The sequence below is a fragment of the Ensifer sp. 22460 genome, assembly GCF_052044935.1.
Lineage (GTDB): Bacteria > Pseudomonadota > Alphaproteobacteria > Rhizobiales > Rhizobiaceae > Ensifer.
The window spans coordinates 30054-52228 of the sequence record NZ_JBQENZ010000031.1 but is presented as its reverse complement, the minus strand read 5'-3'; the positions used below and the strand labels follow the sequence as shown (position 1 = coordinate 52228).

Annotated in this window: 18 protein-coding genes and 1 pseudogene; 7 read left to right on the top strand and 12 right to left on the bottom strand. The window is 63.1% G+C overall.

Annotation, left to right across the window (positions count from 1 at the left end):
* Nucleotides 1-15 precede the first annotated feature (15 nt).
* A complete protein-coding gene (locus tag ACTJKM_RS29910) occupies nt 16-900 on the bottom strand; it encodes an NAD(P)-dependent oxidoreductase (protein WP_063893400.1) in 885 nt (294 codons plus the stop codon).
* A gap of 164 nt (nt 901-1064) precedes the next feature.
* Here ACTJKM_RS29910 and ACTJKM_RS29905 point away from each other — a divergent pair, with 164 nt between their 5' ends.
* A complete protein-coding gene (locus ACTJKM_RS29905; protein WP_280938121.1) occupies nt 1065-1418 on the top strand; it encodes a winged helix-turn-helix transcriptional regulator in 354 nt (117 codons plus the stop codon).
* Between the two features lie 649 nt (nt 1419-2067).
* On the opposite strand, the gene tyrS is transcribed toward ACTJKM_RS29905, so the two are convergent.
* From tyrS to uvrB, 4 genes and pseudogenes are all read right to left on the bottom strand, one after another.
* The gene (gene tyrS / locus ACTJKM_RS29900) at nt 2068-3330 is read right to left on the bottom strand and encodes a tyrosine--tRNA ligase (protein ID WP_440661547.1); all 1263 of its coding nucleotides are present in this window, start codon (nt 3328-3330) and stop codon (nt 2068-2070) included.
* 295 nt (nt 3331-3625) lie between these two features.
* The gene (locus ACTJKM_RS29895) at nt 3626-5161 is read right to left on the bottom strand and encodes a hypothetical protein (protein WP_245296205.1); all 1536 of its coding nucleotides are present in this window, start codon (nt 5159-5161) and stop codon (nt 3626-3628) included.
* A gap of 45 nt (nt 5162-5206) precedes the next feature.
* Nucleotides 5207-5272, bottom strand: a pseudogene (locus tag ACTJKM_RS29890) (SEC-C metal-binding domain-containing protein); the annotation flags it as partial.
* A gap of 139 nt (nt 5273-5411) precedes the next feature.
* Entirely contained in the window at nt 5412-8378 is a 2967-nt protein-coding gene (gene uvrB / locus ACTJKM_RS29885) for an excinuclease ABC subunit UvrB (protein WP_058328717.1), read from the bottom strand.
* 320 nt (nt 8379-8698) lie between these two features.
* Here uvrB and ACTJKM_RS29880 point away from each other — a divergent pair, with 320 nt between their 5' ends.
* A complete protein-coding gene (locus tag ACTJKM_RS29880) occupies nt 8699-9673 on the top strand; it encodes a FecR family protein (protein WP_058324037.1) in 975 nt (324 codons plus the stop codon).
* A gap of 183 nt (nt 9674-9856) precedes the next feature.
* Entirely contained in the window at nt 9857-10873 is a 1017-nt protein-coding gene (locus tag ACTJKM_RS29875; protein ID WP_440661546.1) for a FecR family protein, read from the top strand.
* Nucleotides 10874-11075: 202 nt separating this feature from the next.
* Here ACTJKM_RS29875 and ACTJKM_RS29870 read toward each other — a convergent pair whose 3' ends face one another.
* The 3 genes from ACTJKM_RS29870 to ACTJKM_RS29860 all read right to left on the bottom strand — a co-directional run bounded on the left by ACTJKM_RS29870 (nt 11076) and on the right by ACTJKM_RS29860 (nt 15645).
* Nucleotides 11076-13247 carry a CHASE2 domain-containing protein gene (locus ACTJKM_RS29870; RefSeq protein ID WP_057248809.1) on the bottom strand — a complete coding sequence of 724 codons (2172 nt, stop codon included), beginning with the start codon at nt 13245-13247 and terminating at the stop codon, nt 11076-11078.
* A gap of 6 nt (nt 13248-13253) precedes the next feature.
* Nucleotides 13254-15008, bottom strand: coding sequence for an adenylate/guanylate cyclase domain-containing protein (locus ACTJKM_RS29865; RefSeq protein ID WP_058328866.1), 1755 nt, complete (start codon nt 15006-15008; stop codon nt 13254-13256).
* A 223-nt stretch (nt 15009-15231) separates the two neighbouring features.
* Nucleotides 15232-15645, bottom strand: coding sequence for a hypothetical protein (locus ACTJKM_RS29860; RefSeq protein ID WP_245296222.1), 414 nt, complete (start codon nt 15643-15645; stop codon nt 15232-15234).
* 41 nt (nt 15646-15686) lie between these two features.
* Between ACTJKM_RS29860 and ACTJKM_RS29855 the strand changes: the two genes are divergently transcribed.
* Nucleotides 15687-15893 (top strand): hypothetical protein, encoded by a 207-nt coding sequence (locus tag ACTJKM_RS29855; protein WP_245296221.1) that lies wholly within the window; start codon nt 15687-15689, stop codon nt 15891-15893.
* A gap of 100 nt (nt 15894-15993) precedes the next feature.
* On the top strand, nt 15994-16509 hold the full coding sequence (locus ACTJKM_RS29850) for a GNAT family N-acetyltransferase (protein ID WP_058328865.1): 516 nt from the start codon (nt 15994-15996) through the stop codon (nt 16507-16509).
* Between the two features lie 218 nt (nt 16510-16727).
* On the opposite strand, the gene ACTJKM_RS29845 is transcribed toward ACTJKM_RS29850, so the two are convergent.
* A complete protein-coding gene (locus ACTJKM_RS29845) occupies nt 16728-17171 on the bottom strand; it encodes a TIGR02594 family protein (protein WP_057248812.1) in 444 nt (147 codons plus the stop codon).
* Nucleotides 17172-17656: 485 nt separating this feature from the next.
* Here ACTJKM_RS29845 and ACTJKM_RS29840 point away from each other — a divergent pair, with 485 nt between their 5' ends.
* Nucleotides 17657-18010 (top strand): DMT family protein, encoded by a 354-nt coding sequence (locus ACTJKM_RS29840; RefSeq protein WP_057248813.1) that lies wholly within the window; start codon nt 17657-17659, stop codon nt 18008-18010.
* A gap of 104 nt (nt 18011-18114) precedes the next feature.
* Here ACTJKM_RS29840 and ACTJKM_RS29835 read toward each other — a convergent pair whose 3' ends face one another.
* From ACTJKM_RS29835 to ACTJKM_RS29825, 3 genes are all read right to left on the bottom strand, one after another.
* Complete coding sequence (locus ACTJKM_RS29835; RefSeq protein WP_058328864.1) at nt 18115-18750, bottom strand: TerC family protein; 636 nt, start codon at nt 18748-18750, stop codon at nt 18115-18117.
* Between the two features lie 136 nt (nt 18751-18886).
* On the bottom strand, nt 18887-19420 hold the full coding sequence (locus ACTJKM_RS29830; RefSeq protein ID WP_210334465.1) for a hypothetical protein: 534 nt from the start codon (nt 19418-19420) through the stop codon (nt 18887-18889).
* Nucleotides 19421-19488: 68 nt separating this feature from the next.
* Nucleotides 19489-19881, bottom strand: coding sequence for an acyl-CoA thioesterase (locus tag ACTJKM_RS29825; RefSeq protein ID WP_057248816.1), 393 nt, complete (start codon nt 19879-19881; stop codon nt 19489-19491).
* A 275-nt stretch (nt 19882-20156) separates the two neighbouring features.
* Between ACTJKM_RS29825 and ACTJKM_RS29820 the strand changes: the two genes are divergently transcribed.
* Entirely contained in the window at nt 20157-21971 is a 1815-nt protein-coding gene (locus ACTJKM_RS29820) for a methyl-accepting chemotaxis protein (protein WP_058328863.1), read from the top strand.
* Nucleotides 21972-22175: the final 204 nt, after the last annotated feature.

Sequence of the window (22175 nt, the reverse complement as noted above, 5' to 3'; positions counted from 1 at the left end):
AGCGCGCCTTTCGACTTACGCCGGCTGCCCCATGAACTGCGACAGCGATGCGAAATCGTCGTGCAGGTGGCCGGCCTCGATCGCCCGGCGGAAGATCGCCTCGTATCCCCCAGTGATCGTGCGGTCGATGCCGCGGGCTTCCATCAGGTCGACCAAATGGTGAAACGCGCTGTAATGCGGCGATACGGACGAGAGCGTTTCGGCATCAGCGTCATAGCGCCCGGCGGCGCTGCGTTTGATGAGGTCGGAGACGAGCCCCTCAACCACCGGCGCCGTCGCCGTCCATTGTCTTGCCAGCACGCCGAGATCGATCGCCTCGGCCCGGCAAACGGCGATCGACTGCAGCGCGCCGAACAATGCGCCCCACATCAGCGCCAGCACGGCGCTGTCGAGCGCATTGGCGAGGCCCGGATCCTCGCCGATGAACTGGACATTGCCGCCGAGGGCGCCGAGCACGTTACGGCTTTCCTCGAAAACACCTGAAGGGCCGGAGACAAGCAGCGTGCCCGCCTCGGTGCCGATGAAGTCCGGCGTCGCCAGGATCGCGCCGTCGAGATAGCGGGCACCCTGCCGCTGCGCCCAGCCGTGCGCCTCGCGGCCACCATCGGGCGTGCCTGACGTGAGTTCGATGATCAGTCTGCCCTCGAGGGCACCGGCGACCTCCTTGTCGCGCAGAAGGCTTTGCGTCGCCTGGTAGTCGCTGACATTGACGATGACGACCTCAGATGCGGCGACCGCATTGCGCACGCTTGCCGCCACCTCGGCCCCGGCGGCAGCGAGCGGCGCCGCCTTTGCCGGCGTGCGGTTCCACACCGTCGTCGGGTGCCCGGCCTTGAGAAGCGCATACGCCAGCGCCGTTCCCATGCGCCCCATTCCCAATACGCTGATTGCAGGTTGCATTCCCAGTCTCCATATCCATGGCGCGGGAAGGGCGCCTGCACCCTTATCCCGCCCTGATTTCCACAGCGACGCGGTTGTCGTCGCGGTTCAGACGTAAGGTGGGCGGCCCGGGTCGCAATACGCACCGGATGGTAAGTGCTTACCGCGACGTAAGGGAGGATGACGTGACGACACCAATGGAAAACTGCGGCTTTGCCACCGCGCTCAGGGCGATCGAGGGAAAGTGGAAGGTCGATATTCTCTGCGAACTCGGCAAGGCCGCCCGCCGCTTCGGCCGCCTGCGCCAGGCGATCCCTTTAATCAGCGAGAAGATGCTGGCGCAGCAGTTGCGTGAATTGGAGGCCGACGGCCTCGTCAGCCGCACCACCTATCCGGAAATCCCGCCAAAGGTGGTGTACGCGCTGACCGAACGCGGCGCGGCGCTGAACGTGGCGGCGGCGGCTCTCTGCAAGTGGGGCGAGGAGTTTGGCGGCGATGACGAGGTGCGGCCGGAGGCGAGGGTGGTTGCTGCGGGCTGACCGGCGGTAGCGTCGCCCGGGTGAAACAGTAGCGGCACCCGCAAACGCGCGCGCCTTTGGGCACGCCCTTATGACCGCGCCCTTATGACCGCGCGCTTGTGTCCACGCCCCTGAGCACCTCCCTCCGGAGCGGCGATCTTAGCGGTCACAGCCCGCTCGCCCCTCATCTCTGTGCTTGTCACAGAGATCTAGCAGCCGCACGTCCGCGCGGCGGGGTATGCCGAGCCGGCACGCTGGGTGCTTGCGCATTCGGGGCAACGCATCCCCTCGCGCCGCCGACGCGGCGCGGCTGGATTCCTGTGACAAGCACAGGAATGAGCGAGGTGGTGACGCGGCCGCGGCACTTCGTCAGATGCCGTTGTGACGCCGAATCTTGTGGCTCCGGGTGCCCGAGATTTCCTGCGCCTGCGGAATTTTCATCCCTGGAATCCGGTTCCCTTGGGGCAACGATCTTCGTAGCGGCAATCCTGTCCACCCTCATCTCTGTGCTTGTCACAGAGATCCAGCCGCCGCGCGTCCGCGCGGCGAGAGATCCCGAGCCATAACGAAGACTTTCTCGTATCGGTCGGCGCATCCCCCGCCGCAGCGCGGCAGGGGGATGCCTGTGACAGGCATGGGAATGCGCGCGGTGGGACGCGTGATCGCCGCGCTACTTCACCACGGCATGGCGCTTGCGGCCAAGCGAGAGCCGAACCGGATGCTCGCCGAGTGAGACGATTGTCTCCGCATCCTCAACGACTTCTCCGTCCAGGCGGACACCGCGCCCGGCGATTGCCCGCCGTGCCTCGCCCTTCGATGAGGCCAGTCCTGCCCGCACCACGAGGTCAACGAGACCTATGCCCTTCAGGCGCTCGGCATCACTCAGCACGACCGTCGGCAGCCCCTCGGCCGCTTCACCTTCGCCGAATGCCTGCCGCGCCGTCGTCTGCGCCCGCCGGGCTGCCTCCGGCCCATGCGCCAGCGTCGTTGCCTCACTGGCGAGGCGCTCCTTCACCGCGTTGAGGGCCGCGCCCTCGGTGCGACCCAGCCTTTCGATCTCGTCGAGCGGAAGATCGGTGAACAGTTTGAGGAAGCGCACCACATCGGCATCCTCGGCGTTGCGCCAGAACTGCCAGTAGTCGTAGGGCGATAGGCGGTCCTCGTTCACCCAGATGGCTCCGGCCGCCGTCTTGCCCATCTTGACGCCCGAGGCCGTCGTCAGAAGCGGCGTGGTCATGCCGAAGACCTCCGCGCCCTCGATGCGGCGCACCAGGTCGACGCCACCGACGATGTTGCCCCACTGGTCGCCGCCGCCGAGCTGCAGCCGGCAGCCGGTGCGGCGGAACAGTTCGAGGTAATCGACCGCCTGCAGGATCATGTAGTTGAACTCGAGAAAGCTCAGGTTCTCCTGCTGCTCCAGCCGCGTCTTGACGCTGTCGAAGGAGAGCATGCGGTTGACGGAGAAATGTTTGCCGACGTCCCGCAGCATGTTGATCCAGGCCATCCGGTCCAGCCAGTCGGCATTGTTGACCATGAGAGCATCGCTCGGCCCGTCGCCGAAGGTCAGCAGCCGCTCGAACACTTTGCGGATGCCGGCGACATTGGCTGATATCTCCTCCTCCGACAGCATAGGCCGCGCCGCCGAGCGAAAACTCGGATCGCCGATCCGCGTGGTGCCGCTGCCGATCAGCACGATCGGCTTGTGGCCCGCCTGCTGCAGCCGCCGAAGCGCCATGATCGGCATGAGATGGCCGACATGCAGACTGTCCGCCGTCGCATCGAAGCCGGCATAAACCGGCACGATCCCGGCCGCAAAAGCGCTGTCGACGCCCGCAAGGTCGGTCACCTGGTTGACATAACCGCGCTCGACCAGCGTCCGGGTGATCGCCGAACGCGGCTGAAAGGCATCGGTGGGGCTGTCGGAATGGGTCATTAGGGCTCTCCATGGCATTGCCGCCAGGGAGCACTGAACAAAACAAAGCCGCCTGACGGCGGCTTGTTTCAAGGCATGATCGAAACGCGCCGCTCCCTATGGAGACGTCGCATAATAGGTGGCAGCGATGAGCGCGGTCTTGATCATCGTTTGGTTGTAGCGGGGAATGGGGGAGGCGGCAAGGGTGGGTGGCCATCGTTAGCCGCTTCAAAGACTTAACCACGCAATGCCCGCTACAACCGGAGGCCGACGCTCTCGTCTGTGGCGGTCTTCATTGGCGCAGGTGCGCTATTTGCTATCTTGGATGTCGGTTTAACACTTCCGGAGCATGTTGGACGAAGAAGTTGAGCGCTAGACGTTCGCAATAAAGTTCGGCCAATTCAGGTTGCGACAGGGCCTTTAAATCGACTGCGTACGAACCGACACTCATAAACTCCAGCAATTTTTCCCTAGTCGACTTCGAGTATGTCTTCAGAAGAAATTCAAATAATTGCAGTGGGTCCTCGATATTGCCGCCGTTCGAGCTTTGCTCTCCGAAAAACAGATCAGGAAACTTTCGGTAGTCGTCCAACTGTTCGCCGGTTAGTTTCTGGGAAAGAATCATATTTTTCCCATCCAGTGTGGTCACGGCCACCATCGCCTCAGATTTGTCTTCATTCACGGCCGCGGCGGTTACCGTGCCAATGGTGCCAGGCGGCTCGCCTAAATCTGAGAACAAATAACTTTCGCCAATCTTGATGTTGAGACCGCTTTCGTCGGAACGAAGCGAACCATCGAATGTATCCGGAAACACCGGATAATCACGGATGGCTCCCATGATTTCATGCCCATCAATGTGCTTCTGCTTAAGATGATAGGTTTCCCTGAGCGATCTGGTGGCCGGCTTACTGAAATCAGATATCCCAAGGCCATAGGCAAGAGCTTGCCTAGCGATGGAAGTTGCTCCCAAATATCTATGAAACGGAAGGTTCGTAACAAAAACGTAGGCGTCGTGGCCTTCCTTTAAATCCCTTTCTTTCGCATCCAAGCGCTTAACAGCCTTGTTAAACCAGTCAGGTAAGGAATCTGGGTTCACTATTTCGGCGTTGAGGTCAATGAAGATCAATCTTTGATCGTAAGCCGGTTTCTGCAATGCAGAGTTCAAGTGCGTCGTTAGATTTCGCGTCGCGTCTCGATCTGTGGCCTTTACTCCATCATTTTTTGACTTCCCCAATATACCCTCGACGGATCGCATCTTGGCCTCGACCCAGTATTTCTGTCCGGTCGTTTGCGATACTGCGGAGAACTCGCAATGCTTCGTGGCATTGTTGGCTTCGTCCTCGAGTTCGAGACGGAAACCGGCGCGCAGCAGAATTCCGGCAACAATGAGTTCGTAGTATGTTCCTTGAAAGTTCTTTTTATCAAGCAGCCTCTTGATGTAGCGCTCTTGAAGTTCAGCGTTGTGTTCAAGAAGATAAAGATTATATGCGGTTCCCATAAAGCATATTATAGCTCCATTCATCAAATATGACTTCACCACCCCTGCCTGACACCCCTTCCTTTCAAGGGATTGGGTCTTGGCTACGGCGTCATACCACTGCATGATTGGGTGGCGTTGAGAGAGTTCTCTTTTTAGTTCTTCATTTGCCCAGTCAGTGCCTAGTTTGATCCTCATGTAGTCAAACAGGAAGTCTAAGAACGTCTTCCACTTAGGAGACTGCAGAAGTTTGTTCCCGACTGCTACGAATCGGCGGTCCCCCAACTTTGCTGAAATAATTCCTTTTCCGCGCCCCTGTTGGCGCTCGCGAAGCTTTTGCTTGGCGGCGGTTCGCCGTGCAGCTTCTGCAGCCACATGAGACGCCTTGCTTGACCCAAGCGAGTCGGGTGCTTCATACGAACCGTGGCACCGCTTGAACTTCTTGCCGCTGCCACACAGACATGGGTGATTTCGCCCGATCTTCACTAAACGCCCACTGTGATCCCATTTCGGTGGCTGAATCGGTGCAGCCTCACGTTGATTCTCGATGCGATAATGTTACCTGTGTATGCGGTGAATAAGAAGAACGATAGCGAAGTATACTCAGCCGCCACCTGCGCGTCGCCTACCGCCCCGGCCGCCCCGTTTTCCCCTTCGTCCGGCCCTTCTGTCGCTTCTCGTCCGCCGGATCCTCGTACGATCCGACGCCCGGCTTTGCCCGCGTGAGGATCGGTTTTTCGGGGACGTGACCGATGACAGGCTTTTCGGTGCGGCCAACGGTCATTTCGTCCAGGGTGTTCCGGCGGAACAGCGACCGGTCCGCGCCGGCGGGTGTCGCGACGTCGCGGCCCATGTCATCGAGGTGGGGTTTCTGGAAGAGGGACTTTTCGTTTTGTTCTGTGCTCACGGCCGCACCGCCCTTTGGGCTGGCCTCCGCACGGGGCGCCGGACGACCGGCGGCGGACGCTTGTCCGCTGCGCTTCGCTCTGTCCGTTCCTTCCTGCGACCTTGCCTCTTCCCGTGCCATCGGGTCGTCCATCGCAGCCAGTTCGGCGGCCTTGAGGCGTTTGATCTCGTCGCGCAGGCGGGCGGCCTTTTCGAAGTCGAGGTCGGCGGCGGCGTCGCGCATCTGTTTTTCGAGCGCGTTGAGGTGTGCCTGCAGGTTGTTGCCGACGAGGTGGCCGGCGTCGGCAAAGCCCTTGCCGGCGACGCCGGAGATGTCGGCGCGGACGTGGTCCTTCTCGTAGACCGAGTCGAGGATGTCGGAGATCTTAGCCTTTACCGATTCCGGGGTGATGCCGTTGGCCTCGTTGAAGGCCATCTGCTTTTCGCGGCGGCGGCTGGTCTCGTCCATGGCGCGCTGCATCGAGCCGGTGATCTGGTCGGCATAGAGGATGACCTTGCCGTCGACGTTACGGGCAGCGCGGCCGATGGTCTGCACCAGCGAGGTCTCGGAGCGCAGGAAGCCTTCCTTGTCGGCATCGAGAATGGCGACGAAGCCGCATTCGGGAATGTCGAGGCCCTCGCGCAACAGGTTGATGCCGACGAGCACGTCGAAAGCGCCGAGGCGCAGGTCGCGGATGATCTCGATGCGTTCCAGCGTGTCGATGTCGGAGTGCATGTAGCGCACGCGAATGCCCTGTTCGTGCAGGTATTCGGTGAGGTCTTCGGCCATGCGCTTGGTGAGCACGGTGACGAGCGTGCGGTAGCCGGCGGCGGCGGTCTCGCGGATTTCGCCCAAGACGTCGTCGACCTGGGTTTTCGCCGAGCGCACTTCCACCGGCGGGTCGATCAGGCCGGTCGGGCGGATGACCTGTTCGGCAAAGACGCCGCCGGATTGTTCCAGTTCCCATGAGCCGGGGGTGGCCGAAACAGCGATCGTGTCCGGGCGCATCGCGTCCCATTCCTCGAAGCGCAAGGGGCGGTTGTCCATGCAGGAAGGCAGGCGGAAGCCGTATTCGGCCAGCGTCGCCTTGCGGCGGAAGTCGCCGCGATACATGCCGCCGATCTGGCTGACGGAGACGTGGCTCTCGTCGATGAACAGCAGCGCGTTGTCGGGGATGTATTCGAACAGCGTCGGCGGCGGCTCGCCGGGATTGCGGCCGGTGAGGTAGCGCGAATAGTTCTCGATGCCGGCGCAGGAGCCGGTCGCCTCCAGCATCTCGATGTCATAGCGGGTGCGCTGTTCCAGCCGCTGCGCTTCGAGCAGACGGCCGCCCTTTTCCAGTTCGGCGAGGCGGTGCACCAGCTCTTCCTTGATCGCCTTGATGGCGCCGTTCAGCGTCGGGCGCGGGGTGACATAGTGCGAGTTGGCGTAGATCTTCACCGATTTCAGATCACCGGTCTTCTGGCCGGTCAGCGGGTCGAATTCGGTGATCGCGTCGATCTCGTCGCCGAACATGGAGATGCGCCAGGCGGCATCCTCCAAGTGGGCCGGGAAAATCTCGATGGTATCCCCGCGCACGCGAAAAGAGCCGCGCTGGAAATCCATGTCGCGGCGCTTGTACTGCTGCGCCACCAGGTCGGCGAGCAGTTGCCGCTGGTCGAGCCGGTCGCCGACGCTCATCTGGAAGGTCATGGCGGTATAGGTCTCGACCGAGCCGATACCGTAGATGCACGAGACAGACGCGACGATGATGCAGTCGTCGCGCTCCAGCAGCGAGCGGGTGGCCGAGTGGCGCATGCGGTCGATCTGTTCGTTGATCGAGGATTCCTTCTCGATGAAGGTATCCGAACGCGGCACATAGGCTTCCGGCTGGTAGTAGTCGTAGTAGGAAACGAAATATTCGACCGCGTTGTTGGGGAAGAAGTTCTTGAACTCGGAATAGAGCTGGGCGGCGAGCGTCTTGTTCGGCGCCAGGATGACGGCGGGACGTTGCGTCGCCTCGATCACCTTGGCCATGGTGAAGGTCTTGCCCGAGCCGGTGACACCGAGCAGCACCTGGCTGCGCTCGCCGGAGGTCAGGCCCTCGACCAGATCGGCAATCGCCGTCGGCTGGTCGCCGGCGGGTTCGTAGTCCGAGACCATCTGGATCTCGACGCCGCCTTCGGATTTCGGCGGCCGGGCCGGGCGGTGTGGCGTCCAGAGCTTGCCGTCCTTGAACAGCGGGTTGCCGCTTTCGATCAGCGCCGAAAGCGCCTCCACCGTGGCGGTGACGCCGGACTTGGCCGTCAGCCTGTCGGCATCTTCCAGCGACACGTCGAGGCCGGCGACCGGGTTGAGGCCGGCGGCGGCGCGGGTCTTCGGGTCGGTCGAGCCGCCCATCGACGTGCCGCGCGCGGACTTGCTGCCGACGATCTCGACCTTGCTCTTCTTCCCGGCCTTCTTCGGCTGTGCTTCGTCATCTGCGCCCGCGGCCTTGCGCGCCGCCTTGGAGGCGGCGATCTCTACCGTCTTGCGGTGCTTGCCGGCCTTGGAGGCGATCTGACGCTGGGTTTCGAAAGCGGAGGCTTCCGCATCCGCCTCGAGCTGCTTCACCCAATCCGAGACGTTGCCGCTGAGCGGGGTGCCGGACAAGGGCGCCTGCGGCGCTTCTTCGAAACCGGACGGCGTGGAGGGCTTCGGCGGGGCATTCTTCGGAGCTTTGGTCATGGCGGGGAATATGGCGAGAGTCCGGTCGAAAGAAAAGGGGCGAGTGAGTACAAAAAGGCAACATTTCGCAGTGCTTCGGCGACAACTTTGCACGCGAAACGGCAGGGGCGTGGCGTTGAATTTGCGGACGACTGGGCGCCCAACGAGTGGCAGCGCCACCACTCGGGCCGACGGCCGGGTCACGCTTGCCTCAACCGCGACGAGCCGGACTGGCTCGTTGATATAACTCTTACGGTTGCGATGTGCCGTTACGTTACTCCAATTGGGCGACAAGACATAAATCCCTGCAGCGTGATAACAATAACACTTTGGAGGGTGCCATGTTCTACTTGCGTGGCGCCGCACTCATCTCGATTTGTGCTGCGTTTTGCCAACCGCTTCCTGTCAGCGCTGCCGAACCTGTCGGCCAGGCGGTGCAGATTCGCACGTCAGTCAGCGGCGCACGCGGTCCGATCGCGGTCAAGGACCCGGTCTACAAGGACGAACGGATTTCGACATCGAAGTCCGGTCTCGGCCAGTTCGTCTTCCAGGATGGCACCAAGCTTGCGGTCGGCTGGGGTTCGTCCGTGGTCATCGACAAATTCGTCTACGATGATGCCAAGTCGGTGAAGAAGCTGACGATCATGGCCGCCAAGGGCACGTTCCGCTGGATCAGCGGCAAGTCCGGGCACTCCGCCTATGAAATCGTCACGCCGGCCGGCACGATCGGCGTTCGCGGCACCGCCTTCGATTTTTATGTCGGCCGCGACGGCACGACCGCTGTCGTGCTGCTCAGCGGCGCCGCAAGCTTCTGTGGCGCCGGCGGCTGCCGGCAATTGACGCAGCGTTGCGACTGCGTCGTCGCCAAGCCGGGCGGCGGCATCAGCGATCCGAGAAGGGTCAGTCGCAATACATTGAAATCGCTAGGCAATGCACAAGCCCTTCCTTTCCTCTCCGGTGGGCAACGACTGTCCGGAGCGCTGGGCTGGGCGGGGGGCGGCTGCAGCCTTGCGGCGGTGTTCCAGGAGGATCTCGAACGCCAACCGCGAACTGTGCAACCCCCCGCCGTCGAAGAAAGGCCTCCCGAGGAAAAACCGAAGCCCGAGGAGAGGCCGCACAAGCCGGAGGAGAAACCTCAGAAGCCGGAGGAAAAACCTCAGAAGCCTGTGCAGGAAGAAGGCTACCGCAATCGCCACTGGGAGATGAAACATCCGGATATCCGCGGCGAGGATGCCAACCACAAGGATGTGCTCGAACATGCCAACGACCATCAGAACAAGGGCCATCAGAAGGGGCGCAGTCATCACAATGACTGACGAACCGGCAGGCCGCCTGACGCTCGGTACCTTTCGCGCACGCCGCCGATTGCCTCCAATGGCCGCGACTGGGCAAGCGGCCATGACCACCTAACTCTTACGATTGCGGCATGGCCTTACCCCGATTGGGCGACAAGACATAAATCCCTGTGACGTGATAACAATAGCACTTTGGAGGGTGCCATGTTCTGCTTGCGTGGTGCCGCACTCATCGCGTTTTGTGCCGTGACATTCAGTCCGACCATCGCCGCCGAACCTGTCGGCCAGGCGGTGCAGATTCGCACGTCAGTCAGCGGCGCACGCGGTCCGATCGCGGTCAAGGACCCGGTCTACAAGGACGAACGGATTTCGACATCGAAGTCCGGTCTCGGCCAGTTCGTCTTCCAGGATGGCACCAAGCTTGCGGTCGGCTGGGGCTCGTCGGTGGTCATCGACAAGTTCGTCTATGACGATGCCAAGTCGGTGAAGAAACTGACGATCATGGCCGCGAAGGGCACGTTCCGCTGGATCAGCGGCAAGTCCGGGCACTCCGCCTATCAAATCGTCACGCCGGCCGGCACGATCGGCGTTCGCGGCACCGCCTTCGATTTTTATGTCGGCCGCGACGGCACCACCGCCGTCGTGCTGCTCAGCGGCGCCGCAAGCTTCTGTGGCGCCGGCGGCTGCCGGCAATTGACGCAGCGTTGCGACTGCGTCGTCGCCAAGCCTGGCGGCGGCATCAGCGATCCGAGAAGAGTCAGTCGCAATACATTGAAATCACTAGGCAATGCGCAAGCCCTTCCTTTCCTCTCCGGTGGGCAACGACTGTCCGGAGCGCTGGGCTGGGCGGGGGGTGGCTGCAGCCTTGCGGCGGTGTTCCAGGAGGATCTCGAACGCCAACCGCAAACTGTGCAACCCCCCGCCGTCGAGCAGCGTCAACCAATACCGCTGATACCCAGGACGCAGCGCCAGGAACAAAGGCAGCGGCAGCAGCAGAGCGGACAGAGCCAGCGGCAGCGGCAGGAGCAGCGCCAGGAACAGGGACAAGGACAGGGTGGCCAACGGCAGGAACAGTCCCAGCGGCAGGAGCAGGAACAAGGGCAGGGCCAGGGCAGCCAACGCCAGGAACAGGAACAGCGGCAGGAACAGTCGCAACAGGGCGGTGGAACGCAGCGCCAGGAACAGAGCCAAAGCCAGAGCCAGACCCAAAGCCAGAATTGAGCGCCGACCGTGTGCGCCGCTGACGGCCTGTCGTTTGCCAACGCTTTCGGCGCAGCGTTCGCGATGCGTCGGCAACGACCTGTCGCTAGGCACAAGCGGGCCGGCGCTCAACCAACGACAAATCAAAGCTTTGCGAACGATCCGAGAGCCCAGGTCGAGGCGATGTGCCGGTCGGTCGTCTGCGGCTGAGGTCCGGCACGTTTCACTCCGCCGGGCGCTTGGCGTCTTCGACCGGCGTTTCGGCGAAATGCTCCGATCGGCGCGACATCCGGGCGTAGAAGCCGACCAGGCCCGGTGCCAGGGCGGCAGACTTCAGCTTCGCTGCGTTGATGATGCTGCGGCTCGAGGTCGCGCGCGTGCGTAGCACCGAGACGAGCCGGTCATGCAGCAGCCGCAATTCCGCGAAGGCGGGCGAGGCGGCGAGGTTCTCGTCTCCGGCGACCGCGAAAAGCCGGGTTCGCGTCGTCTTTCCCTTGAGGCCCAGGCTTCCCGCATCCAGCAGCGCGCAATTCGGCAATGCCTCAGCCGTCGCTTCCGACACGAGCACGTCGAAGTTGACGTCCTTGCAGGCCGCTTCGATGCGGGCCGCGATGTTGACGGTGTCGCCGACCGCCGAATAGTTGAAGCGGGTTTCGGCACCCATGTTGCCGACGCAGGCGAGCCCGGTATGGATGCCGATGCCGATGCGCACCTCATGGCCGGAGCCGAAACCGAATGCGTCTTCGGCATTCAGCCGGGCCAGGGTCTCGCGCATGCCGAGCGCGGCGCGAAGTGCCTTTTGCGGATGGTTGACCACATCGACCGGGGCGTTCCAGAAGGCCATGATGGAATCGCCGATGAACTTGTCGAGCGTGCCCTCATTGGCGAGCACATGGCGGCTCAGCGCGTCGAGCAGCGTGTTGAGGAAGGCGACGACCTCGGTCGGCGTCATGCGCTCGCTCATCTCGGTGAAGCTGCGCACGTCGACGAACATCACCGTCAGCTCGCGGTCGTCGCCGCCAAGGCTCAGCGCATTGCGCGTGTGCTCGATGCGATAGAGCAGCGATGGCGAGAGATAGCGCCCGAAGGCCTGGCGGACCTCGCGTCGTTCGCGATCCGTCACCAGGAAGCGATAGGCGGTGGCGGAGAAATGGGTGATCGAGGCGGCGAGGATCGGCGCCAGCGGATCGACGAGCAGCCCGCCATAGTAGAAGGCGAGCCAGGAGGCTGCGAGCCCCAACACCGTGACCGCGAGGCCGCAGACCAGCGCCACCACGGGGCTGACGAAAGTGGTCAACAGCACGAGCAGCGTGCCGGCCAGTGCGATCGAGAGGATTTCGAGCCCGTCGGCCCAGTCTGGACGCGACAGATAGCGGCCGGAGAGGATCTGCTCGACGATCTGGGCATGGATGGAGACGCCGGGCACGTTCTGCCCGAGCGCGGTGGTGCGCACGTCCTGCAGTCCGGCAGCCGACGTGCCGATGAAGACGATGCTGCCTTCGATCGCGGCGCGAACGTCCGGAGAGGAGGCTTCGTCCGTGAGAACCCGCCGGGCGGAAATGTAGCGCTCCGTCGTGTCCGGCGTGACGTAGAGCCAGAGTTCGCCGGTCGAGGTGAGCGGCACGACGAAGTCGCCGATCTTGACGGCGGTGAGCGTGTTGGCGACGTTGGGTGCTGCGGCGAGCACATAGGTCGAGGCGCCCTGCGCCACGCGCAGCGCCTCCAGGGCGAGGCTCGGGTAGAACTGCTGCCCGTCGCTGAGGAACAGCGGTGCGGCCCGCACCACCGCGGAGGAGGAGCCGGGATTGAGGCTGATATGGCCGAGCCCGGCGGCGTTGGCTTCGAGCTGGGGCCGTAGCGGCGTTGCGGCGTGCAGGCGCGGCGGCGCCTCGGCAGCGGTTTCGCCGGTGAAGGCAAAGCCCGCCTTGACCGACGGCAGGTAACTGCCGTCGTTGGTGAGGCCGAAACCGAGCACGACCGGCTTGTCTTGAATCGCCTGGGCAAAGATCTCGTCATTATCGGGCAGGGTTGCGACGAAGGATGGATCGACGCCGCCGACGTCGCGCACGACCGTGCGCGGCGACAGGCGGTCGGGCTCGGCAAAGAGCACGTCGAAGGCAATCGCTGCCGCGCCCATCTCGGTCAGCCGGTTGGTCAAATTCGCCAGGCGGTCGCGCGGCCAGGGCCATTGGCCGAATTCACGCAGCGACGCCTCGTCGATATCGATCACCTTGACCGGCATGGTCTCGAAGCCGCGCGGCGCGATCCGCTGGTATTCGTCGAAGGTGACGTCGCGCGCCTGCCTCAGAAGCTGCGGATCGTTTGCGCGCAGGACCGTGAAGAACGCCACCACTGTGAGGCCGATGAGAACGCCGAACAGCTGGGCTCGTGTCATGGCGGCCTACGGGACGATGGGCAGGCCCGCCTTGACGAGCCCGTCTTTGAAATGTGCGTGGTCGGCAGGGTCGACATAGCCGGTGAAGAAGCGCCAGTAGCGCGGTAAATCGACAGGCGCGTTGGCGACGGCCTCGGGAACGATCCTGCGGGCTTCCTCGTTGCGGTCGAGCTGGCCAAGGCAGGCGAGCAGAATGACCAGGTTGAAATAGGTGCGGCGCAGGAGCAGCGCCCGTTCGGCGTGACGCAGCGCTTCCTCGTAATTGCCGAGGTGGTAGTGGGCGAGAGCGATGCGGTTGAAGAAGAGGTAGGTCAGCGGATCGTGCGGGCTCAGCCTCAGCGCCTTGTGCAGCGGGTCCAATGCCTCGGCGAAACGGCCGATATAGATGCGCGCCCAACCGAGCGCCATGTGAGCGAGCGCAAAATTGGGGTTGAGATCGATCGCCTGTTGCGCTTCCTGGACCGCGGCATGCGGCCGCCGGGCAGCGAAATTGGCGAGGCACATGACATAGTGGCAATAGGGATCGTGATCCTCGATCACGACGGCGCGCGCAGCCTCCGCCGCCAACTCCGCGCTATCCCGGTCAATGTCGTCGCTGAAGCCGAAATAGCAGCGGGCAAACAGCGAGCGGGCCAGCATCATGTGCGCGCGGCCGAATTCGGGGTCGAGGGCGATCGCGCGGCGTTGCCACTCGATCGCGTCGTCGAAGTGCGCGGCGGAGTCCTGCGCATTATGCAGCAGCGTGCCGCGCATGTGGCATTCGTAGGCGTCGAGATTGTCGCTGCCGCGTAGCAGCGCCCGGCGGTTTTCGCCAATCAGGATCTCCGGCTCGATCGCCGCGACCACATGTTGGGTGATCTCATCCTGGATGGCGAAAATGTCGGCGAATTCGCGCTCGTAGCGCTGCGCCCAGAGATGGATGCCGGTTTCCGCCTCGATCAACTGTCCGGTGACGCGCACGCGCGAGCCTGAGCGGCGCACGCTGCCCTCGACGATGTAGCGCACGCCGAGGTCGCGGCCGATCTGTTTGACGTCGACGGCGCGGCCCTTGTAGGCGAAAGAGGAGTTGCGGGCGATGACGAAGAACCAGCGGTAGAGCGACAACGCCGTGATGATGTCCTCGGTCAGACCGTCGGCGAAGAAGTCCTGTTCGGGGTCGCCGGACATGTTGACGAAGGGCAGAACGGCGATCGACGGCTTGTCGGGCAGGGCAAGCGGCATGCCGGGCAGATCCGGCCTCACCGGGTCCTCATGCCAGTCGACGCGGTGCACCGGCACCGGGCGCGGCATGTTCTTGAGCGCGCGATCGCCAAGCCGGTGCACGGGAAACTCCAGCTTGCCGACGATCTGGTCGTGCAACGCACCGGAGATGCAGATGTCGGCCGGCTTCGCCACCTGCTGCAGCCGCGCCGCCACATTCACCCCGTCGCCGAGCAGGTTGCCGCCGTCGACCACGACGTCGCCGAGATTGAGGCCGATGCGGAACTCCATGCGCCGCTCCGGCGCGAGGTCGGCGTTTCTCCGCTGCAGGGTCCGCTGGATGGCGACCGCTGCCCGAACCGCCTGCACTGCACTCTGGAATTCCGCGACAAGGCTATCGCCAGCGGCGCCGAAGATGCGCCCGCCATGCTCGGTCACAAGGCTTGAAATCGTTGCACAATAGGTGGCAAGCGTTGCGAGCGCACCTTCCTCGTCAATCGCGACAAGGCGACTGTAGCCAGCGACATCGGCAGCAAGGATCACGGCGAGCTTCCGTTCCAAGAGGGCAGCCCCTCCCGCGGCATCTGGTCAGAAGGAAAATAAGCGTAACTTAAATTAGAAAAGTCGAGAAGCATAAATTGCCCCGATTTGTGTCCATTGCTGGGCCGGAGGCGCAAATAGACGGTTCGTGTGGCCTCTACGACAGATTGTGTCCGGCGACGCTTCCCGGCGTGCGGCGATTGTGCAAGTTTCGCAAAGTCAGAACCGCGCGGTCAGGCGTTCGTCATTCAAAGGCCGCGAATTGATCATCGCCTGCCTGCATACGGCCGACAGCAACGTCGCCGTTTTCGAGAATGCTGCGCGCGAACTTGGATTGTCCTCCGCGAACTAGCGCCATACGGTCCGCGCCGATCTGCTGCGCGCGGCGGAGGAAGCGGGCGGCCTGACCGAGGACATCACGCAGCAGACCGCGGCGGTTCTCTCGGCGCTGGCGGCGAAGGCCGACGCCGTGCTGCTGACCTGCTCGACGCTCGGGCCGAGCGTTGTGAGGGCCGGGGTGGCCACTGCCGTCCCGATCCTGCGCGTCGATGCGGCGCTGGCGGAGAAAGCGGCCGCGACCGGCGGCAAGCTGGTAGCGCTTTGCGCGGTGGAAACAACGGTCGCACCAACCACGGCGTTTTTCGCCGCGGCGGCGCATCGTTCCGGCGCTGCCCTCGAGGTTCGCCTTGTCGAGGGTGCTTGGGCGTGTTCAAGGCGGGAAGCCGTGACGGTTACCTTGCCAGAATCGCCCAGGCGGCAGAAGCGGCCTATGAGGATGGAGCCTCCATCGTTGCGCTGGCCCAGGCGTCCATGGCCGGCACCGCCGATCATGTCCGCAACGGACCGCAGCCGCTGTCGAGTCCGGCGGCCGGGCTTGAGCAGGCCATGAATATGATCGCTGACTAGCGATATTCCGTTATCCGGCTAATGATTCTCGGGATTTTGAAGGGCGGCAGCGAACTTCGCGCATCCCCTATGACGGCCTGCGCTGTAGGATGCGGTCGCTATGACCCTGATTCGACCCACACGTGAAGACGATACAGCTTTGCTGCCCGACATAGAGCGCTCCTCCGGCGCGCTTTTTCGCACCATCCCCGACCTGGCCTGGATTGCCGACGACGATGTCCAGTCCGCGGAAGCTCATGTCGACTTCCTGCGCACCGGCCTGTCCCTGGTGGCCGTCGACGAGCAGGATCGACCGCTCGGCTTCCTTTGTGCCGCGAGCGCAGAGGGCGCGCTGCACATCTGGCAGCTTGCCGTGTTGGAGGAAAGCCAGGGCCGGGGGCTTGGGCGCGCCATGATGCTGGCTGCGATCGCGCATGCGCGCGCCCGTTCGCTTGCCACGGTAACGCTGACGACGTTCCGCGATCTCAAATGGAACGAGCACTTCTATCTGACACTCGGCTTCGCTACGCTTGCCGGGGACGAACTCGACGCGCGTCTCGCGCAGATCCTTGCAAACGAGGGCGCTCACGGCATTCCGCCAGAGCGGCGCTGTGCAATGCGCCTGACGCTTGTGTGAGGACGCGCGTCAGCGATCCGCCCGATGCGGCGATGCTGATCTCTGGTCCGGGTTGGGCTTTAGGCCCTCCGGCACAAGGCCTGGTGCGAAGTGGTTCCTCGCCCTTGGCTTGCCGCTCCAGAGCGCCGTGCGTTCAGATGAACGCACTAGGGTCGCTCTAGCACATTGTTTCTAGAGCATCTTTCCGCTTCAAGTGATTCCACTTGAAGCGGGATGCTCTAGCGCCGGACGCCGACGACCTGGCCCCGGGCGAACTGCGAGACCCTGACGCCGCCGGACTGATTGCCGCCGATCAACTGGGCCGTCGACTTCGACATCGCGGACAGGATGCCGACGTGGTAGCCACGACCGGTGCGCACGACGACAATATCGCCGGCGCGCGCATAGGCGAGCTTCACCGGTGCACCGAACCGAAGCCACGAGCGGGCGAAGCCGAAGCTCTGCGGTGGACTGCGGCCGGACTTGCGGGCAACCATGCCCATGAAATGGCCGCACCAGGGGGTACGTGCCGGGTTGATGCCGAGCGCTGCGCGAAGGGTCTTGTTGTTCTTCACCTCGTGCAGGCCTTTGTATTGCTGCGCCTGGGCAAGCATGCCCGCGCTGGCAAGAGATGGCGATAGGAGCGCGACATAGGCAGCCGCAAGAAACGCCAGGACCTTCATGGTCAGGTCTCCTTGACAAGTTGCTGGGTGCGAACGGTCGGGGCGGCCTGGCGATCGCCGGCATGGCACCCGGTTGCTCAACTGTTTCCAATGTTCCCATGGGAAATTTCAGCGGACATGCGCGTGCCCAGCGTCTGATACGCAGCATCGGCGTGTCGGCGAACCGCGCGCAAGGCGCGGAGCCAACTTCACGGCAACCGCCGTTTCGAAGTGTGGTATTCCCCTGCCTGTCCCGTCGGACAGTCGAGCGACATTGCTCATGCGCCAGTACAAAATTGTGGCAAAACCCGTAAAATATTGGGGCATGACTTGCTAAATGACGGAAAAAATGCCGGTTCGTCGTCGATTCGACACCCTGACCGGCAGAAAATCCCGTATCGGCTCGCTCCGAGGCGTCACTTGAGCCAATGGAAGGCCGGCAGGACTTGCGCCCGGGCGGGGCTGCGGGGCATCGTCGGAGCATGATTCGCGCCCCGAGGTTCTCTATGTCCTTCACTCTCTCTCCGGCCTATCTCTGGCCGATTCTTCTGCTCCTGTTTTCCAACGTCTTCATGACCTTCGCCTGGTATGGGCATCTGAAATACACGTCGTCACCGCTCTACATGGCGATCGTGGCAAGCTGGGGCATTGCCTTCTTCGAATATTGCCTGGCGGTGCCGGCCAACCGCATCGGCCATCAGGTCTATTCCGCCGCACAGCTGAAGACGATGCAGGAGGTGATCACGCTTCTGGTCTTTGCCGCCTTCTCAGTTTTCTGGCTGAAGGAGTCGATCGGCTGGAACCATCTGGTCGGTTTCGCCCTGATCGCCTTAGGCGCCTCGTTCATCTTCAAGGGCTAAGAGGCGTCCGGCCGCTGTAGCGGTTAAGACCGCTGCAAACAAAAAGGCAGGGCCCAAGCCCTGCCTTTTGCATTGTTAACGGTCTGCAGCGCGTCGCGCTGGCGTCAGACCATGGCTGCCACGGCCGGCGCGACGTGCGGCCAGACCTCGACCCAGCCGCGATAGATCATGTCGAGCGCGACATAGAGGATGATTGCGAGGCCGATATAGGCGATCCAGTGATAACGGTTGAGCAGCCGGGCGATGAAACCGGCTGCCACGCCCATCATCGCAATCGAAAGCGCAAGGCCGATAACCAGAATCGTCGGATGTTCGCGGGCGGCGCCTGCGACGGCCAGCACGTTGTCGAGCGACATCGAGATGTCGGCGATGACGATCTGGATGGCCGCCTGCATGAAGGTCTTCTGGGGCGCGTTGCTGGCAGCGCCGCCTTCGCCTGCCGCGTTAGCTGCCTGCTGCTCGCGGATTTCGCGCCACATCTTCCAGCAGACCCACAGCAGCAAAATGCCACCGGCGAGCAAAAGGCCGATGATTTCCAGGAGCTGGACCGTGACGCTGGCGAGCGCGATGCGCAGCACGGTTGCCGCGATGATGCCGACGAGGATGACCTTCTTGCGCTGCTCCGTCGGCAGCCCGGCCGCGGCAAGGCCGATGACGACGGCGTTGTCGCCGGCGAGAACGAGGTCGATGACGATGACTTGCAGAAGCGCTGCCAGACCGGCGGCGGTAAAGATTTCCATGATGCGACAGTCCCCCGACGTGCCATGATGCGAGATTCAAATATGTCTAACGGATAAAGCATCGCCTCGCCTCGGGATCAAGGGGCGAGGTGCACCCCCAGGCGGAAAACCTCCGCAGACGATCCGATCGACGGTCTCAATCCAGCAGGTCGAAGGCCCGATACATCCAGAGAAGCTGATAGGCGACCGCAGCGACAACGAAGGCGGCATGGAAGCGCCGATTCGCCGTCCAGGCGGCGGCGATACAGAAGAGGATATAGGCGGTGTTGCGGGCGGGGTATTCGAGACCGTAGGAGGCAAAATACTGCTTGCCCTTCAGCGCGGTGTCGACGAGGTCGACGGCAAAGGCAAGCGCGAGGAAACCGAAGAACCAGGCACGGCGCGACATGAAATAGTGTTCGTAGTCGCTATAGTCCTCGAGCGTCGTCGGGAACAGCATCACGCAGAGGAAGAAGAAGACGCAGCAATAGAGGATGACGAACAGGTAGACACTGACGTCGATCACGGCGAGCGAATGCAGGTGGAACTCCCACCACCAGAAATGCACGAGGAACACGAACATGAACAGGACCCAGCCGAGGTGGATCCAATAGACGCGCGTCTTGCCGGGGTGCTGCACGAAAAGCGCCAGTCCGCTGAGCAGTCTCGCCAGGCTCAGGCTGACGACCATGCCCATGACGGTGCGGATATGCGGGAAGATTTCCGGGTTGGTCGGAACCTGATCCACGGCCGCCGCTCCTATTCCTCCGCCGGCACCGGCTTGGGCTTGCCGTTTTCGTCGAGCGCGACCATGACGAAGATCGCATCCGTCACTTTTTCCATGCGATGCGAAGAGAGATAGCGCTGGGCCCAGGCCTCGACCTTGAGCGTCATCGAGGTGCGGCCGACCTTGACGACATCGGTATAGATGCAGAGCGTGTCGCCGATCTTGACCGGAAGCGCGAAGGCCATCTCCTTGACTGCCGCGGTAACCACACGGCCGCGAGCGCGCTCGGCCGCACGGATACCGCAGGAAAGGTCCATCTGTGCCATCACCCAGCCGCCGAAGATATCGCCGGCCGCATTGGCGTCGCCGGGCATGGCGAGCGTGCGCAAGGTCAGCTCGCCGGTCGGTTTGGTCTGTTCGGTCATGCGGCCTGTCTCCCTGTTGGATGAAAGATGTAACCCGACCGCGCTTGCCGAGGGAAGGCCCGCCGCCGCACAAATGCGAGCAGCATCCCACCGTGCCGTCGCCTTAGACTTTCGAAGGGGTGCTTGAGAAATGTGAAATTTAGGGATCGGTTGTTAGGGGCTTTGCAAAGACCTTTCCTTATCCTGCAGGCTCTTGGAGTGCGGCCGGCCATGCCAGCTGCGGCCAGGTTGCGAAGGGGCGGCGCCGGGAGCGCCGAAGGGGCAGGGGATTGGCAATGAAGAAATTCAGGATCTCGGCGCGTCTCTACGCGCTGGTGGCATTTGCGCTTTTGACCATGGCAGCAGCGCTGACATTCGGTCTGTTTCAGGCGCAGGACAAGCTCGTTGGCGAGCGCAAGGCGATGCTCGCGGCAATGGACGAGAACGCTATCGCGGTGTTCGACGCCTATCACAAGCAGGAGGTGGCCGGCACGCTTTCGCGTGAGGAGGCGCAGAAGCGCGCGCTCGAGGCGATCAAGGCGATGCGCTACCAGGGCAACGGCTATTTCTGGGTCAACGACATGCATCCGACCATGGTGATGCATCCGATCAAACCGGAGCTCGACGGCAAGGACCTCACTGAAAACAAGGATCCGAACGGCAAGCACCTCTTCGTCGAGTTCGTCAAGACCGTCGAAAAGAGCGGCCAGGGCTTCGTCGACTACTACTGGCCGAAGCCGGGCGCTGACGCGCCGGTGCTGAAATATTCGCACGTTGCCGGCTTCAAGCCCTGGGGCTGGGTGGTCGGTACCGGCGTCTATGCCGACGATCTGGCGGCGATGTTCCGCGAACGCGCCTGGCAGGTCGCAGGCATCCTCGCCGCCGCTGCACTCGCCATTCTGATGGCGGCGCTTGCGATCGTGCGCAGCGTCGTGAAGCCGGTCGAGAAGCTGAAGGCCTCGATGCGGGCGATCGCCGATGAGGATCTTTCGTCCGAGGTGCCGGAGACGGACCGCGGCGACGAGATCGGCCAGATGGCCAAGGTGCTGGTGGTGCTGCGCGATTCCGTTCGCGAACGGCTGGAACTGCGTTCACGCGAGGCCGAGCAGCAGGAGCGGCTTAGTTCCGAGCGGCGCGGCAACGAGCAGCGCCAGCGGGCAACGGCGGAAGCGCAAGCGGATGCGATGGAGACCGTCGGTGCCGCGCTCGAGCTCTTGGCAAGCGGCGACCTTACCGCCGAGATCGGCCATATCGCGCCGGAATACGGCAAGCTGAGAGAGGACTTCAATACGGCCGTTGCCGCGCTTCGCGATGTCATCGGCTCCATCTCGCACTCGACCGAGATCGTCACCGCCAGCGCCGGCGACATTTCGGAAGCGGCGAACAATCTCTCGCGCCGGACGGAGCAGCAGGCAGCGGCCCTCGAAGAGACGGCGGCAGCACTTGACGAGATCACTTCGACGGTCCGCCACGCTTCCGAGCGGGCGAACGAGGCGCGCGACATGGTCAACGAGACCAAGGCGAGCGCTGCCAAGTCCGGCGGCATCGTGCGCAATGCCATCGACGCCATGGGGCGGATCGAAGGCTCGTCCGGCCGGATCGGCCAGATCATCGGGGTGATCGACGAGATCGCCTTCCAGACGAACCTGCTGGCGCTCAACGCCGGCGTCGAGGCAGCGCGCGCCGGCGAGGCCGGCCGTGGCTTTGCCGTCGTCGCGCAGGAGGTGCGTGAACTGGCGCAGCGCTCGGCGGGTGCCGCCAAGGAGATCAAGGAACTGATCGGCGCCTCGGTGCGCGAGGTCGGTGCCGGTGTCCAGCTGGTCCGGTCGACCGGCGAAGCGCTGACGGAGATCGAGACGCTGGTCAATCGGGTCAACGAACAGGTGGCCTCCATCGCGACCGCAGCACGGGAACAGGCGACCGGTTTGCAGGAGGTCAATGTCGCCGTCAACAGCATGGACCAAATGACCCAGCAGAACGCCGCGATGGTCGAGGAAACGACTGCCGCAAGCCAGACGCTGGCTGCAGAGAGCCGGGAACTGAAGTCGTTGCTGACAAAGTTCCGGCTGCAGTCCTCGGCAACGCATTCGGCTTACGGCCGCGCCGCCTGATCGCTATAGTCTGGAATTGCACAAGGCCGGCGTGGCATTGCCACGCCGGCCTTGTGCGCTGAAAAGAAGAAATGTCGCGCGGCTGCAACCGAGCTCCACATCGATCCGTGAGCCGGGCATGCCCCCGCCACCTGCGCCCGTGATTGCCGTGCAAAGCAGGCCGCACAGTCTTGACCTTAGGATCGCTGCGGATAGATACGCGAG

Bases quoted from the DNA above. Each gene is read 5' to 3' on its own strand.
- ACTJKM_RS29830 (WP_210334465.1), bottom strand. From the start codon at position 19,420: ATGGTCGTCAGCCTGAGCCTGGCGAGACTGCTCAGCGGACTGGCGCTT.
- ACTJKM_RS29835 (WP_058328864.1), bottom strand. From the start codon at position 18,750: ATGGAAATCTTTACCGCCGCCGGTCTGGCAGCGCTTCTGCAAGTCATC.
- ACTJKM_RS29880 (WP_058324037.1), top strand. From the start codon at position 8,699: ATGTTCTACTTGCGTGGCGCCGCACTCATCTCGATTTGTGCTGCGTTT.
- uvrB (WP_058328717.1), bottom strand. From the start codon at position 8,378: ATGACCAAAGCTCCGAAGAATGCCCCGCCGAAGCCCTCCACGCCGTCC.
- ACTJKM_RS29845 (WP_057248812.1), bottom strand. From the start codon at position 17,171: ATGAAGGTCCTGGCGTTTCTTGCGGCTGCCTATGTCGCGCTCCTATCG.
- ACTJKM_RS29860 (WP_245296222.1), bottom strand. From the start codon at position 15,645: ATGCGCCGCCGCGGCGAAAAACGCCGTGGTTGGTGCGACCGTTGTTTC.
- ACTJKM_RS29875 (WP_440661546.1), top strand. From the start codon at position 9,857: ATGTTCTGCTTGCGTGGTGCCGCACTCATCGCGTTTTGTGCCGTGACA.
- ACTJKM_RS29820 (WP_058328863.1), top strand. From the start codon at position 20,157: ATGAAGAAATTCAGGATCTCGGCGCGTCTCTACGCGCTGGTGGCATTT.
- ACTJKM_RS29825 (WP_057248816.1), bottom strand. From the start codon at position 19,881: ATGACCGAACAGACCAAACCGACCGGCGAGCTGACCTTGCGCACGCTC.
- ACTJKM_RS29870 (WP_057248809.1), bottom strand. From the start codon at position 13,247: ATGACACGAGCCCAGCTGTTCGGCGTTCTCATCGGCCTCACAGTGGTG.
- ACTJKM_RS29850 (WP_058328865.1), top strand. From the start codon at position 15,994: ATGACCCTGATTCGACCCACACGTGAAGACGATACAGCTTTGCTGCCC.
- ACTJKM_RS29910 (WP_063893400.1), bottom strand. From the start codon at position 900: ATGCAACCTGCAATCAGCGTATTGGGAATGGGGCGCATGGGAACGGCG.
- tyrS (WP_440661547.1), bottom strand. From the start codon at position 3,330: ATGACCCATTCCGACAGCCCCACCGATGCCTTTCAGCCGCGTTCGGCG.
- ACTJKM_RS29840 (WP_057248813.1), top strand. From the start codon at position 17,657: ATGTCCTTCACTCTCTCTCCGGCCTATCTCTGGCCGATTCTTCTGCTC.